Source organism: uncultured Duncaniella sp., from assembly GCF_910577345.1.
Taxonomy (GTDB): domain Bacteria; phylum Bacteroidota; class Bacteroidia; order Bacteroidales; family Muribaculaceae; genus Duncaniella.
The window spans coordinates 1-15783 of record NZ_CAJTMT010000026.1; the positions used below are offsets into that span (position 1 = coordinate 1).

Sequence of the window (15783 nt, forward strand, 5' to 3'; positions counted from 1 at the left end):
CTTTCAAGTCGTCCAATGACAAGCGTTCGTATGTATCCATTGTTGTGTGGTAAGCTCTGAAATAGTCAAGCTGATCCTGTATGAATTGGAATGCAGGAAGTCCCAGACGAGTAAAGCTCACATGGTCTGTACTGCCGACAGACATTGGCGAAAAGGTGTCAAAACCTAATGAAACCAAAGGCTGTTTCCATGCTTCAAAATATGGATATGCCATGTCATTCTCTTCCAGATATACACCTTTAAATCGGCCCGAACCAAAATCCATGTTCAGGTACAGCGCGAAGTCATCATATTCCGGTAACTTTTTCTTTTGCTCCTTATCGTAGAGCTTATGGTCGGCATAGCCTCTTGAACCATACAGCCCTTGTTCCTCTCCACCCCACAGAGCAAGTCGGATAGTACGCCGGAGTTTTATATCAAGGGCTTTAAGGATGCGCATTGCCTCTATCATTGTAATGCAGCCTGAGCCGTTGTCAGCACCACCTGTTCCGCCATGCCAAGAATCAAGATGTGCACCGATAAGCACGACTTCATTTTTGAGTTTTGGGTCTGTGCCCGGGATCTCGGCAATGATGTTGTTGATTTTCTGATTGTCAGTAAAAGTGTTTCTTACATCAAGTTCCATTTTTACCTCATCCCCGCCTTTAAGTAGGCGAACCATTCTGCCGTGGTCTTCGGTGGGCAAAACAATCTCCGGGACAGGCTCAGGATTGCCTACTTTATAATTTACACCTCGTGAGCCCGGGATATTGAAAGTCCCGTCGCCTACAATTACAGCCAACGGACGTTCTGCCTTTATAAGCGAGTCGATAGCCTGTTGCAACCCCTTGTTTGAACCGGACGACCATCGTCCCCACGGATTTGAAGGGCGATTGTCCTTAGTCATTTCTGCAAGTTCCTCATCGGTATATCTTTTTGCCATAGGACGGAACGAGAGTTCATATTCCCTTGCGATTGGCATAATGACAATCTTCCTGTGGAGTTTTCCGCGATAGTTTGATAATGAAGTCGTATCGGTTGCTTCTAATAGGATGCAATCACCTGTAACTAACCCATCCGTACTCCCTGACCATGCTTTTGGATTAGCAGTGAAACTGCAATAGTATGGTGCAGTCATAGCTACATAGTTCTTTTCGTTGTCCCAGCCGCCTTTTGCAAAATCCGATGCAAACTCGGTGTGGACATTATCGAATCCAAAACCTTTCAATGTGTCCGTCACGAGTTTTTCAGCTCGCAATTTTTGCTTTGAGGCCGCAAGGCGCGAACCGAGTTTGTCAGTAATGAAATGTGATATGCCTTCAACCTGAGAATGATTAAAGGCTTGGTCTTTTACCCTATACGCCATTTCTTCTGACTGGCGTGTCTGGGCTTGAACTCCTGCCGCAAGTAAAATTGCTGCGACAAAAGTCACGATACTTCTTGCCATGGTTATTTTAGTTTTAAGTTTATATCATCAAGCCATTGAGCTATGCCGGTTGTGTCTCCTTCTTCTGAGATAAAACCGTCGGGGTGCAGTGAGTTTGGTGTAGCTTTAACTATTTCAAGTAATGTTTCATGTGGGAACATATTGGCGTATGAGCAGAACGGCACCACAATCTTTCCACTGAAATCATAGCCGGATTTTTTAAGGAAAGACAGTATCGGCATTGGTGCAGTGTGCCACCATACAGGACCTCCGACAAAAATCACATCATACCTGTCAAAATCAGAAATGGTGTCTTTCAACGCAGGAAATACACTGTCATTCAATTCTGATTTTGCTTCCGACGCGCAATCTTTGAAATCCTCGGGATATGGCACTTTTCGTTCAATACGATATAGTGTGCCACCTGTGTTTTCTGCTATCGCCTTTGCTACATTTTCAGTATTACCGCTTCGGCTGAAATATGCAACCAATACATTGCGTGTCGTATCGGGCAATATGTAATTGCCGATATATAGCGGCTTCTCAGATCCGGTAAACTCGCTGCAAGAGCAAAAAACAAGTCCTATAAGGAGTATGAAGATGGATTTTGCTTTCATCTAAAAAACTTTTGTAGTAATATTTACAAAGTTATTCCTTTTGACCTGTAGCCATTTCATAAAAATTTCGGTGTATCATACACTTTTTTCTTATTCACTGCATGACTGAACGTTTTTTCGGAAAAATCGTAAGAACTCACGGAAATAAATGTAGGTGTTGTGTAAGGTCTCTTTAGTAATTTTGCGCATTGAAAACCTGATAATTAGATTTTTAATATGAAAATGCATGTTTTAATATTGTCCGCAATTCTTCTGTGCGCTTCATGCTCGGAAGATGAAAGCATTATTAAGAAGGAGGATTCCATGAAACCGAATACTGAAAAACCTGCCGATGAAAACAGCGAAATTGATAAGGCACCCATTGAAAATAAATTTACCTCATCGTCAACTGTTGCCGATGTGATTTCCGATCCGGCATTTGGAGATTTTGGCCATCTGTTGTTTCCGGTTGACCGGAATGTGTCGCGCACGATGACGCTTGCCGGCATCAGTTCATCAAGCGTATATGTATGGTACAGCCACATACAGACTGAAAAAACGGTAGAGATAATCAACCGCCTGTATAGCGATGCCGTAGCGGGAAGTCAGATATTCTACCGCATGTATTCCGATGCAGAAATCGCGGCTGATCCATCTAAAGCTGATACCGGACTGTTCCTGTTCCGTGGAGAAACCGGTAAACCATTTGCCATTACCAATGCCGGAGGGGGATTCATGTATGTCGGAGCTATGCACGACAGTTTCCCACATTCTCTTGAAATCAGTAAGGCAGGCTACAACGCATTTGCACTTATATATAGGCCCGATGACCCTTACTCGGATTTGGCAAAAGCAATAGAATTCATCCATGACCATGCCACGGAATTGGGTGTCGAAGCGGATGATTATTCCCTTTGGGGTGGATCTGCCGGAGCAAGAATGGCTGCGGTTTTAGGCAATGAGGCCTATCTGCAACAACTGACCGGACGCACAGACATTCCACAGGCATCGGCCGTGATAATGCAATACACCGGCTATACACAAGCTTCGCAATATGATGCACCGACCTATGTATGCGTTGGCTCAAACGACGGCATTGCTTCTTGGAGAACTATGCAAAACAGACTGCAACGTCTTTCTGCAATGGGCATACCCACTGAGTTTCATGTATATAATGGGCTGGGTCATGGATTCGGATTAGGTCAAGCTACAGTAGCCGATGGCTGGATAAACGATGCACTGAAATTCTGGCAGAAAAATATGACCTCAGGCAATAATTCCGGCATTCCACCTGTATATGCTGATTAAGAAACCGAAAAAAGTGTAATCGTTACCGCCATTTTGCAAACGCATCAGGCAAAGCTCAGTTGTTATTTTACTGAATTCAAAAAATAACAAGATATGAAACATAGAATATTAGGAACGACATCTCCCCTTGAAGTATCTACCATCGGACTTGGCTGTATGGCCATGAGCCACGGCTATGGCAAACCTGCCGACAAGAAAGAAATGATAAAACTTATCCGTACAGCCCATGATTTGGGCGTGACTTTCTTTGACACGGCGGAGGTCTACGGCCCCTATACCAATGAGGAACTTGTCGGTGAGGCTCTCGAACCGATACGAAATGAGGTGAAAATTGCCACAAAATTCGGCATCAGCATGAATATGGACGATTTCAAACAAGTGCTTGACAGCCGTCCAGAAACCATCCGTAAATCAGTGGAAGGTTCATTGAAGCGACTTCGCACAGACCATATCGACCTTTACTATCAGCACCGCGTCGACCCCGATGTCCCTATTGCCGATGTCGCCGGAACAATCAAGGACCTTATGGAAGAGGGCAAGATACTCCATTGGGGACTTTCGGAAGCCGGGGTGAACACAATCCGGGAGGCAAATTCAATTTTGCCACTTACTGCCGTCCAGAGTGAATTCTCACTTTTCTGGCGTGAACCTGAGGAGAACCTCCTGCCTGTTCTCGAAGAACTTGGAATCGGTCTTGTTCCGTTCAGTCCCCTCGGAAAGGGTTTCCTTACCGGTGGCATAACCAAGGACACAAAGTTCGGGAAACACGATTTCCGTTCTTCTGTCCCCCGTTTCCAAAAGGAAAACATCGAAGCTAATATGGCTCTCGTGGAATTTGTCAAATCCATCGCCGAGAAAAAAGGCATATCCCCTGCGCAAGTGGCCATATCATGGATTCTCTATCAGAAACCGTGGATTGTTCCTATCCCTGGCAGCCGAAGCCTCAAACACCTTGAGGACAACATTGCCTCAGCCAACGTCACCTACACTCCGGAAGAAATGGCCGACATCAATGCCACCCTCGACACAATAATCATCCAAGGCAACCGCTACAACAGCAACAACCAATCCCACATCGGGAACTAATAAGCAAAAGCCCATCTTTGTGCGACATCAGACCGAGCACTACAACTAAACATTTAATGTTAAGCCATATACCAGAGAATATTATTTTATGATGTTATACGACATAATAATCTGAATATCCCCGACAATGATGCTTGTCGCACGGACCGTCTTCCCTAAGGCCACCATGACCAACGACCGTTTCCATGTGCACAGACTGTTCTATGAGGCCATCGATGAGCTCCGTGTCTCACTCAGATGGATGGCCCGTGACCTCGAGAACAGCATCATGGCGGAATGCCGGAAGGAAGGACGCGCATACGTCCCGTTCAGATACGCGAACGGTGATACCCGTAAACAGCTTCTGGCCAGAGCCAAATACATACTTACTAAGCACTCCTCGAAATGGACGCGCTCACAGCAGTGGAGGGCGGACATCATCTTCGAGTTCTATCCGGAACTGAAAGAGGCCTATGATCTGGCAATGGAGCTGACTTCAATCTTCAACAGGAAAATTTCCAAGGACGAGGCCAGACTGATGCTCGCCCGTTGGTATGACAAGGTCGAGAAGTTGACGGGAAACCAGTTCATCACAATACTGAACACCTTTCAGAATCACTATGATACGATACTGAACTTCTTCGTTGACCGCTCGACAAACGCCTTCGCGGAGTCTTTCAACGCAAAAGTCAAGGCTTTCCGAGCGCAGTTTCACGGCGTGACAGACATCCCATTCTTCCTGTATCGTCTGTCTAAACTCTGCACCTGATTTTTAACAATTCCACGGAAAAAACAGACTGCTCCCCTAAAAACCGGGGCCCCGTTAGATTATGGCCATGTCGTGAAACGCAGAAAAGCCCTGAAACTTATAAGTTTCAGAGCTTTTGAAGAGGTTCCTAGCAGATTCGAACTGCTGTAAACGGTTTTGCAGACCGGCGCCTAACCACTCGGCCAAGGAACCATACCGTGATTTTTACGTCTGCAAAGGTAGGACTTTCTCACGAACTATGCAAATTTTTACACCACTTTTTTTATAAAAACTGAAATTTTAGATGTTTTTTCACTGAATTCTTTGTGGTGAACAAATGTTCATTAAAAAAAGATGAAAATATTATCACCTTGACTACGGTTACCATTGTTAAAATAATCATTCGTATGTATCATCTGAAATATAAGATGGAACTCACTTCACTCGCCATACCAAAATAAAATTGTCGGACCCTTACTATTGACCATTACTATTCATTACTATTGACCATTATTACTAATATATTATACTTATATTATACTGGCTGCTGATATAATAAGTACCTCCAATATACTGATGTATCTGCATGAAGTAAGTTAACATAGAGTAATAGCTGATATGAGGTCTTCTGGAGAACTTATTTTTGCTGATTTTGAAACAAAATCAGCAAAAATAAGAAATTAATCACTAAATTTGTGTCATAATCTCCGTATTTCAATGAAAGCGGGGATATGAGGTGAGAATTTATCACATTAACCATACAATCATTATACCATCATGAAAAAATCATTGCTGATTATCGGGGCTGCTTTCTCGCTGGCGCTTCCATCGGCATTTGCCGCTGCGCCGGTGAACGGTGGCGGAATTTCTGAAGAGGACATCACTGCCTTCCGCAATGCCTACGAGAAAACTCCTGCCAACAAGGCTATCCACAATGCCATCGCGGGCAATGGTATCACGGCCCTTGCCACCAACCATTCGAATCTGGCTAATTTCGACAATCATTTCTCGCATCGTGTGAAGAGCAAGGGCATCACCAACCAGCGGTCGTCGGGCCGTTGCTGGCTCTTCACCGGTCTCAACGTGTTGCGTGCACAGATGATGCGTGACCATAATCTGCCCAAGCTTGAACTTTCGCAGAACTATAATTTCTTCTGGGATCAGCTTGAGAAGTCAAACCTTTTCCTTCAGGGCATAATCGACACTGCATCGCTCCCGGAAGATGACCGTAAGGTAGATTGGCTTTTCAGTAATGCGATCGCTGACGGAGGCCAATACACAGGCGTCGCCGACAATCTGATGAAATACGGAGTGGTTCCCATCGAGGTAATGCCGGAGACCCATACAAGCAAAGCGACCTCAAAGCTGCGCAGCCTGATGAAGTTGCGTCTGAGCGAGGATGGACTCGAACTCCGCCGCATGGCTGCTGCCGGTGCAAATGCCAAGAAACTCGATGCACGCAAGAAAGAGATGCTGACGGAAGTCTACCGCATCCTCGCTCTCAACCTTGGCGAACCTCCTACTGAGTTCACATGGACGCGCCGTGATGCCGATGGAAATGCCGTAAGCACCGACACCTACACTCCTCAATCTTTCTACAAGACTTTTGCCGGAAATGACCTGAAGGGTGACTATGTGATGCTCATGAATGACCCCACCCGTGAGTATTACAAACTTTATGAGATTGAATATGACCGCCACAACTACGACGGCTACAACTGGACCTACGTCAACCTTCCTGCCGACGATTTGAAGGAAATGGCCATCGCATCGATCAAGGACAACAATGCTATGTATATCTCCTGCGATGTCAACAAATTCCTTGACCGGGAGCGCGGTGTGCTTGACCTCAACAACTTTGACTACGATTCCCTCCTTGGAACCAAATTCGGAATGGATAAGGCCGACCGTATCCGCACCCATTCGTCGGCATCATCCCATGCGATGACTCTCGTGGCAGTCGACCTTGACGAAAACGGTAAGTCAAAGAAATGGATGGTTGAAAATAGCTGGGGTACAGGCGCGAACGACGGTCACCTCATCATGACCGACGAGTGGTTCAATGAATACATGTTCCGCGTGGTCGTGAATAAGAAATATATCACTCCTAAGGTGAAGGAAGTGCTGAAGCAGAATCCCACTCTTCTCCCGCCGTGGGATCCCATGTTTGCCGAGGACGTCGACATTGTGGATTTTGAAGACTGACCCCATTCTTTGCAATGTCTGCTTGCGTTTCCATCATGAAATTTCAAGCAGATATGGCATCAAATGAATGATATGAAAAAATTGTCCTGAACATTGCTCAGGCCATGAATCTGACACGGGCCGGAAACCAGGAAAATTTTCCTGGTTTCCGGCCCGTGTTGGTTTTGTTCCTGAAAAGAATAGTGTCCTGAAAGGCGAGTTTTAGTTGGCCTTGTCTGATTGTCGGTGGGGCTGTTTCTTTTTGATTTTCAATCGGTCAAATCCGTTTCCATAGACGTTCCTCACAGTCGAGGTGGTGACGTAGGCATTCGGGTCAACTTCATGCACAATCCGATATATATTGTATGTATCGACCTCGCGACACCACACGAGCATCAGTTTCTTTTCATCACCGGTCCAGTAGCCCTGCGCATCCCAGATAGTGGCCCCGCGTCCTGTCTCATGGGTGATTCGGTAGGCCACATCATTCCATTTTTCTGAAAGGATTATGAATTGTATAGTCTGTTTGCCCTGAGCGATATATTTGTCCGCGAGCAGAGAATATATGACTATCGCAAGAAGGCCGAAGATGATTGTCTGTGTGCGCGCCTGCACTCGGGCCTCCATATCGCCGTCAAAGGGGAGGAAGAAAGAGAACGCAACGATGCTGACGTCGATTATCATCATGACGCGCCCCATGCTGACATTGCTGACGTGCGACATTATGGCTGCCACGATGTCGGTGCCGCCTGTGGTTCCGTGATGACTGTAGTAGATACCTATTCCCAGACCGAGAAGGACGCCACCGAGAATGATGCTCATCGGTGCGCTCGACACAATCGGAGGATGCGACGTGAAATAGCCTTCCACCAAGCCGATGAGCAATGACAGGAGGGTCGTGCCGAAGATTGTGCGCAACACGAAACCTCTGCCAAGATACTTGTAGCCGCATATCAGCAGGAGGATGTTGGTGCCATACATGACTGCGGCCACCGGGAGAAGTCCGTCGGTGGCATAATATATCAGGGTACTGAAACCGGCCATTCCGCCGATGACCACATGATGGGGGAGGATGAAGACCGTGAAGCCGATTGCATAGATGGTTATTCCAAGCACGATGGCTGCCCAGTCGCGGACACTGTTGCCGAAAGCCGCTTTGCGTGAAGTTGGCGCTGTGGATGTCATGGTTGAATTGATATTGGGTTAAAAGGGTTGGCAAATTTACGCCAATATTTTTGATTGACAAATAGCATCATGAAGCATTTCTTGAAGATATTTAACAGACAATGCCCGAACCATTGGCCTGTGGAGGCGTTTTTAGGATATAACGAATACAAAAACACTCAAAACTATGATCTATACACTTCCTGATTTACCGTATGCGAACGACGCTCTTGCGCCCTCCATCTCTAAAGAGACCGTGGATTATCATTATGGAAAGCACGAACGCACCTACATCGATAATCTCAACCGTCTGATAAAGGATACGAAATATGAGGACATGGAACTTGAAGAAATCATAACCTCTTCATCCGGTCCGCTCTTCAACAATGCCTCTCAGGCATGGAACCATATCTTCTACTTCTTCACCTTCTCGCCCGATGGCAGTCACGAACCCGAAGGCCATCTGCGCAAGGCTATCGACGAGCAATTCGGCTCATTCGACCAGTTCAAGAAGGAGTTTGAGGACGCCGGTGCCGCCATTTTCGGCTCAGGTTGGGTATGGCTCTCAAAAGATAAGGACGGCAAGCTGTTCATTACACAGACCTCCAACGCAGGCAATCCGCTTTGCGAAGGCTTGACACCACTTCTGGTGTTCGATGTGTGGGAACACGCCTACTATCTCGATTACCGCAACAGACGTCTCGATGCTCTTAAGGAGCTCTGGAAAATTGTTGACTGGGACATCGTTTCAAGCCGTTACATTTAACGATTAATCAAGACCCCGCAAACGCCGGGAACAACATAAAAACAACAAACGCACTAAAGTAATAAGCATTACTAAACAAAATATAGCACTAAAATAAGCATAATGTGATGAATGGAGAGAGAGGCAGTCGTGAGACCCCCTCTCTTTTTTCTATGCCTCATAGCTACTGATAGGCTAAAATATTTTTCTATAAGAGTTAGGCAAAATCAAATCCAAACCAAATTATTATTGTAAAGATCCTTGTAATCCGGCCCATTCTTATTCATATTAATTATTCTATTAAGCATCCAATATTTCCGCCCCCTTAAAACGCCATAATTTCTAACAGTCAGGAGATAATCTATCTTAAGGAGGTCATTGACTATGTACTATGGCTTTTTTATTCTTCAAAGGAATGTAAATATCGCGGTTTTTTGCTACTTTTGCAGTCATTATGGCAGAATTCAGAAAACAGCCCAGATTCCGTACCGTAATTGACCCTGCCCTTGTGGAGAGGGTCAAGCAGCTCGTACTCGTTGCGAGAGACATTGTCATCACCTGCCACGTCAGTCCCGACGGCGATGCTTTGGGTTCGTCATGCGCACTCTGGTATGTCCTCAAGGCGCTTGGCAAGACAGCCCATGTCGTGACCGCCGACTGCGCTCCGCGTTCGCTCCAGTTCCTGCCCGGTGTCCGCGACATTGTGGCGGCTACCCGTCAGGCCGACCGCGCTCACGAGCTTATCGCCAAGGCAGACCTCATCTTCTGCATGGATTTCAATGATCCATCGCGTGTCGACAGGCTCACTGACGCGCTTACATCATCCAAGGCCAAGAAGATTGTCATTGACCATCACCTCGATCCCTGTATCGAATCCGAGATTCTCATCTCACGCCCGGAAGTGTCCTCCACCTCCGCCCTGCTCTATCTGTTCCTGTGGCAAGCCGGATGGACCCGCTATCTCAACCGCAGCGCTGCGGCCTGCATCTACACCGGAATGATGACCGATACCGGCAACTTCTCCTACAATTCCAACGATCCGGACCTCTACCTGATTGTCCACGACCTCATGCGCAAGGGCATCGACAAGGACAACCTCTACAAGCTCGTGATGAACACCGCCTCGGAATCCCGCGTCCGCATAATGGGCTACGCACAGTATAAAATGCAACTTCTCCCCTCCCATCGCGCCGCCATCATCACCCTCAGCGAGGAGGAGCTGAAAGAATTCGACTACAACAAGGGCGACACTGAGGGACTCGTCAACGTTCCCCTCTCCATCCCTGAAGTCACCTATTCCGTCTTTCTCCGCGAGGACGACAAAAACTGCGTCAAGGTGTCGATGCGAAGCAAAGGCGACTTCTCGGTCAGCCTTATGTGTGAGGAAAACTTCGACGGTGGAGGCCACACCAACGCCGCCGGCGGCGAATTCCACGGCCCCCTCGGCAAGGCACTTGAAAAACTACTCGAAATCATACCAAACTACGATAAATATCTGCAATGAAAAAATTTCTTTCTCCCATAGTCCTTCTCATCGCCATTGCGATGGGCCTCACCTCATGTGACGATTCAAAGAGCTATGCCGAACTCCTCGCCGACGAGAATCAGGCCGTCAATAAATTCCTTGTGGAATTCAAGGTGGTCGATGCCATTCCCGCCGATTCAGTCTTTGAGGTCGGGGAGGACGCTCCATTCTATCGCATTGACGAAAATTCCAACGTCTACATGCAGGTGCTCTCTCTCGGCACTGACGAAAAGCCAGAGAAAAACGACCGTGTCTACTTCCGCTTCACCCGCTACAACATGTTCTACTACGTTGTCGGTGGCGACAACACACTCCTCGGCTCCGGTAATGCCGACGGCATGAACACTGAGGCAACCTTCTTCCTCTTCGACAACACCTCCGTGTCACAGTCCACCCAGTACGGCACAGGCATCCAGCTCCCGATGAAGTTCCTCGGCTACAACGCCAAGGTCAACCTCGTCATCAAATCGCAGGACGGCCCGACCGACGAGATGTCATACGTCATCCCTTACCTCTACACCATCACTTATTATAAGTCAATGATTTAACCCTCACTTATATAATAAGCCATGTCACTTATCAAAAGTATCTCGGGAATCCGCGGCACCATCGGTGGCGCTCCCGGCGACGGTCTCTCACCTCTCGACATTGTTAAGTTTACTGCGGCCTACGCAACCTTTATCGCTGCAAACACAACCCGCACCAACCGCACAATCGTGGTTGGACGCGACGCGCGCCTCAGCGGAAAGATGGTCAACGACATTGTTGTCGGAACCCTCACCGCAATGGGATTTGATGTCATCAACATCGGTCCGGCATCGACCCCTACCACCGAAATCGCAGTGGTTGCCGAGAAAGCCTGCGGAGGCATAATCCTTACCGCAAGCCACAATCCCAAACAGTGGAACGCGCTCAAACTTCTCAACGAGGATGGTGAATTCCTCAACGATGCCCAGGGCAAGGAAGTGCTCCGCATCGCCGACGAGGAAGCCTACACTTTTGCAGAAGTCGACAATCTCGGACACGAATACACCAACAACACCTACAATCTCCGTCACATAGAGCAGGTTCTCGCTCTCGACCTCGTTGATGTCGAGGCAATCCGCAAAGCCAACTTCACGGTTGCTGTTGATGCTGTCAACTCTGTCGGCGGTGTGGTCATCCCCCAATTACTCCGTGCCCTCGGGGTGAAAAACATCATCGAGCTCAACTGCGAGCCCAACGGCAAATTCGCCCATACCCCCGAACCCATTCCTCAGAACCTCACCCAGATTTCATCGCTCATGGCTGATGGTCGTGCTGATGTCGGTTTCGTTGTCGACCCCGACGTTGACCGCCTCGCTATCGTGATGGAAAATGGCGAGATGTTTGTCGAGGAATACACCCTCGTTTCAATCGCCGACTATGTTCTCGCCCACACTCCCGGCTCGACCGTCTCCAACCTCAGCTCTTCACGCGCTCTTCGCGACGTGACCCGCCGTCATGGTTGCGAATACTCAGCTGCTGCCGTAGGTGAGGTCAATGTGACAACCAAAATGAAGGAAACCGGAGCCATCATCGGTGGCGAAGGCAATGGCGGTGTCATCTATCCCGCCGCTCACTATGGCCGTGACGCTCTCGTCGGTGTTGCTCTCTTCCTCTCGCTCCTTGCAAAGAGCGGCAAGAAGGTCAGCGAACTCAAGAAGACATATCCAGCCTACGAAATCGCCAAAAACAAAATGGAACTCACCCCTGAGATTGATGTGGATGCCATCCTCGCAGCCGTAAAGGAGAAATTTGCAGGAGAGCAGATTACGGACATCGACGGAGTGAAGATTGATTTCGAGGATTCGTGGGTTCACCTCCGCAAGTCCAACACCGAACCGATCATCCGCATTTACAGCGAAGCCGCAACAATGGCCGAAGCCGATGCCCTCGCCCAGCGCATCAAGGACATCATCGCTGAAATGATCTGATGATTCATACGATGGGAGAAACGACCTGAGTAAATTCATTAAATTTCCCCATAAATTGAATTTTCAAAAAGTATATAAATTGAATTTTCGGAAGAATATTTAATTGAAATTTCTAAAACATATAATTGAATTTTCAAAAAAATACATCCAACCGTGAACCAATCACCGACCCTTGCGTTATAATGGTATAGAAAATTTACTTTTTCCATTGCAAGAAATGTGATAATGATTGGTTTATTAAACGAAACTAAGGCTGTCGGGATGACAGCCTTTTTCGTTTATATCACCTATCCAATATATCACACAAAAATTTCACATCACCATCCAAAAACAATTGCAGAGACGTGTCATGGCCGGTTGTAGGGACGCGCTGTAGCGCGTATGCCGAATGAAATACTAAAAAACTTGGGTACAAAAATTCAAAAATAACAGAAATTACAGATATTTTTAAAGGCTAATGGTTTCCAGTTGCCGGCGGATGGATTAATCAAATCAGCCTTGAAAAATATCAACCTTAAAAAATATCTGTAATTTCTGTTATTTTTGAATTTCTGTACCCCCTGCGAATGTCCGGTTCATTTGGCATACGCGCTACAGCGCGTCCCTACAACCGGCCATGACCCGTCCATACAAACCACTATGAAAGGCTCTGCATGATGGAATAAAAAAATTTTTCAACCCACCATGAACCTTTTTCCTGACCACCGCGTTATAATGGCATAAGAGAAAAATTACTTTTTCCATTGCAAGAAATGTGATAATGATTGGTTTATTAAACGAAATTAAGGCTGTCGAGATGACAGCCTTTTTCGTTTATACTCCCTTCCAACCATGTGATGCATTGTTCCAACTAAGATGGATTATTCCAACCAAGACATATTATTCCTACCATGACGCATTATTCCCAATCCTGACATATTCAACAATAGTCTATTCACCCTCCAACTATCGCTTGACTACCAACATATACCCGAATCCACGTTGATTGACTATAGTGATGGCTGAATCATGGCGAAGGAGGCGACGCAGTTTGTGAATAAAACCGTGAAGTGAATTGCGGTTGCTCAGATCGTCGCGCTGCCAAATAGCAATCATGAGTCTGGAGGCATCCACGGTGTGGCCCATCGACGCAGCAAGTTCCGAAAGCAAACGTGCCTCAATGTGTGAAAGGCTCAGTTCTTTCCCGTCAAACCTCAGCGACTGAGTAGTGGCATTGAAAGTGTAAGCACCGATTTCATAGACCACATCGGATTCCTCAACCGTCGCGAAGGAACGCACACGCAGAAGTGCCTTTATCCTTACGATAAGTTCCCGCAATTCAAAAGGCTTCTTCAGATAGTCATTGCCACCCGCTTCAAACCCATCCTCGACATCATCAATCGAACTCTTGGCCGTAAGGAAAAGTATCGGCACCGAAGGCGACAACCGCCTTATCCTCCTTGCCATTCCAAAACCGTCGAGACCCGGCATCATCACATCGGCCACCACCACGTCGGCTCCTTCCGACTGAAACTTGGACAGTCCGTCAAGCCCGTTGACCGCAACTGTCACCTCGTAGCCCTGTCCGCGCAAGGTATCGGCGACAATCATTGCAAGATCCGCCTCATCCTCGACCAACAATATTTTCCTTGCCATAATCATTGAATTTTATCGTGAACTCCGACCCTCTTCCCAGACGGCTTCTGACACTGATTGTCCATCCCATCTTTTCGAGTATCTGTCTGACATAATAGAGACCTATGCCATAGCCTCTTACTTCGTTGCAATTTCCGTGTGGCACACGGTAGAATTTATTGAATAGCTGCGGAAGACTTTTAGCCGGAATACCGATTCCATTGTCAGCCACACTTATACCATCCCGCGAACAGTTTATCCTGATTTCAACGCTCTCACCCGAATACTTGATTGCATTGTCAATCAAATTGTTCACCACATTGGCGAAATGCACCCTGTCGGTCCTCACCATGATTTCCTCCTCTGCAGCCTCCACTGCAATCTCAATCGGCTTCTCCGCCCTCATCCGCTGCGCCGAAGCGATTTCACGGACAAACCCGACAAGCTCCACGTCATCCATCGAAAGCTGCATAGTCTGCCTGCGTTCCATGCTCATTGCCAATATGCTCTCCACCAGTTCGCCGAGACGTTTGAGCTGACGGATGGCAATGGTGAGATATGCCTCCTTCCTCTGCGGGTCATTGGCAGGGTCGAAATGCAGCAGGGCATCGTTGGCGGAATAGGCAATGGCAATCGGCGTTTTAAGTTCGTGAGTCATATTGTTAACGAAATCATCCTTCAGCTCCTCCAAGGTACGCAGCCGACCGACCGTCAGCAAAAGATAGCGGAATCCGACCGCAAAAATCAATATCAGCACGAAATTTACCGCAACCACGCCCGCCATGCGCCGGAACACCTGCGACATCAATGGCGACATATAGACGAGATAACGCTGACCCTTACCTTTGCCATAGCGGTGTTCAAACACATCAAGTCCGCTCCGGTCACGCTCCAACCTCGGATTGGCACAAACCACATTCCCGACCGAGTCCACCAGTTCAACAGCCACGAAATCAGGATTTATCCCTCTCTCGTTGAGACGGCGGAGAAGAATACTGTCGGACACCGAGACATCCAACGGCATGTCACTGTCCATCTGGACGTGCATCTGCTCGCTCATCTCATCCACAATCTGGGCAGTGAACGCCTCGGCCTTTATCAACCGGCGCTTGTTGACAACTTTCTCCGCTCCGTCGGAACCTGTCGCCTTCATCACCAAGGTGTCACTGCCATTTTCCAATGTACCTTCCACGGACATAGCCTGCAGTTTACTGAAATTGATGGTGCGTTCCCAAAGCTCGTCAATATCCATATAGACTATCGACACGGAAACATCGCGCCTCACATCCTTCTCTATCGAGCGGTAAAGCGCGTGAAGGCAGATTATGTCGATGACAAAAGCCACGACGGAAGCTGCGATTATTAATGTGGTGACAGTCTTAAAATTCTTCATAAAACTCTATTGCGCACGGACTGCGGACCATAATACCGGTCACTGATTACCGCAATGCTGATAATCATCCGGCTTCAAGCC

13 protein-coding genes and 1 tRNA gene are annotated in these 15783 nt (G+C 47.4%); 8 read left to right on the top strand and 6 right to left on the bottom strand.

Annotation, left to right across the window (positions count from 1 at the left end; all coding sequences use genetic code 11):
- The coding region (locus QZ310_RS10600) for a M20/M25/M40 family metallo-hydrolase (protein ID WP_297072585.1) at positions 1-1426 on the bottom strand (1426 nt) is incomplete at its 3' end.
- A 2-nt stretch (positions 1427-1428) separates the two neighbouring features.
- Positions 1429-2022: a flavodoxin gene (locus QZ310_RS10605; protein ID WP_297072587.1), complete on the bottom strand. Its 594-nt coding sequence runs from the start codon at positions 2020-2022 to the stop codon at positions 1429-1431.
- Positions 2023-2238: 216 nt separating this feature from the next.
- Between QZ310_RS10605 and QZ310_RS10610 the strand changes: the two genes are divergently transcribed.
- The 3 genes from QZ310_RS10610 to QZ310_RS10620 all read left to right on the top strand — a co-directional run bounded on the left by QZ310_RS10610 (position 2239) and on the right by QZ310_RS10620 (position 5143).
- Positions 2239-3309, top strand: coding sequence for an alpha/beta hydrolase (locus tag QZ310_RS10610; protein WP_297072589.1), 1071 nt, complete (start codon positions 2239-2241; stop codon positions 3307-3309).
- A gap of 93 nt (positions 3310-3402) precedes the next feature.
- Positions 3403-4395, top strand: a complete 993-nt coding sequence (locus QZ310_RS10615) for an aldo/keto reductase (protein ID WP_297072591.1) — start codon at positions 3403-3405, stop codon at positions 4393-4395.
- A 127-nt stretch (positions 4396-4522) separates the two neighbouring features.
- Positions 4523-5143 (top strand): transposase, encoded by a 621-nt coding sequence (locus QZ310_RS10620; RefSeq protein WP_297072593.1) that lies wholly within the window; start codon positions 4523-4525, stop codon positions 5141-5143.
- A gap of 121 nt (positions 5144-5264) precedes the next feature.
- Here QZ310_RS10620 and QZ310_RS10625 read toward each other — a convergent pair.
- Positions 5265-5335: transfer RNA gene (locus QZ310_RS10625), tRNA-Cys, on the bottom strand.
- A gap of 564 nt (positions 5336-5899) precedes the next feature.
- Here QZ310_RS10625 and QZ310_RS10630 point away from each other — a divergent pair.
- Positions 5900-7327, top strand: a complete 1428-nt coding sequence (locus QZ310_RS10630) for a C1 family peptidase (RefSeq protein WP_297072595.1) — start codon at positions 5900-5902, stop codon at positions 7325-7327.
- A gap of 201 nt (positions 7328-7528) precedes the next feature.
- Here QZ310_RS10630 and QZ310_RS10635 read toward each other — a convergent pair whose 3' ends face one another.
- On the bottom strand, positions 7529-8491 hold the full coding sequence (locus QZ310_RS10635) for a YitT family protein (RefSeq protein WP_297072597.1): 963 nt from the start codon (positions 8489-8491) through the stop codon (positions 7529-7531).
- Positions 8492-8657: 166 nt separating this feature from the next.
- On the opposite strand from QZ310_RS10635, the gene QZ310_RS10640 reads away from it, so the two are divergent.
- The 4 genes from QZ310_RS10640 (at position 8658) to glmM (ending at position 12695) form a co-directional block, all read left to right on the top strand.
- Positions 8658-9236 carry a superoxide dismutase gene (locus QZ310_RS10640; protein WP_297072599.1) on the top strand — a complete coding sequence of 193 codons (579 nt, stop codon included), beginning with the start codon at positions 8658-8660 and terminating at the stop codon, positions 9234-9236.
- A gap of 433 nt (positions 9237-9669) precedes the next feature.
- Complete coding sequence (locus QZ310_RS10645) at positions 9670-10719, top strand: bifunctional oligoribonuclease/PAP phosphatase NrnA (protein WP_297072601.1); 1050 nt, start codon at positions 9670-9672, stop codon at positions 10717-10719.
- Complete coding sequence (locus tag QZ310_RS10650) at positions 10716-11288, top strand: DUF4827 domain-containing protein (protein WP_297072603.1); 573 nt, start codon at positions 10716-10718, stop codon at positions 11286-11288. Before QZ310_RS10645 ends, QZ310_RS10650 begins: the two co-directional genes overlap by 4 nt.
- A gap of 21 nt (positions 11289-11309) precedes the next feature.
- Entirely contained in the window at positions 11310-12695 is a 1386-nt protein-coding gene (gene glmM / locus QZ310_RS10655) for a phosphoglucosamine mutase (protein WP_297072605.1), read from the top strand.
- 945 nt (positions 12696-13640) lie between these two features.
- Here the strand turns inward: glmM and QZ310_RS10660 are convergent.
- Both QZ310_RS10660 and QZ310_RS10665 read right to left on the bottom strand, forming a co-directional pair.
- Positions 13641-14330, bottom strand: a complete 690-nt coding sequence (locus QZ310_RS10660; protein WP_297072608.1) for a response regulator transcription factor — start codon at positions 14328-14330, stop codon at positions 13641-13643.
- Entirely contained in the window at positions 14299-15702 is a 1404-nt protein-coding gene (locus QZ310_RS10665; protein WP_297072610.1) for a HAMP domain-containing sensor histidine kinase, read from the bottom strand. The genes QZ310_RS10660 and QZ310_RS10665 overlap by 32 nt, the downstream gene beginning before the upstream one ends.
- Positions 15703-15783: the final 81 nt, after the last annotated feature.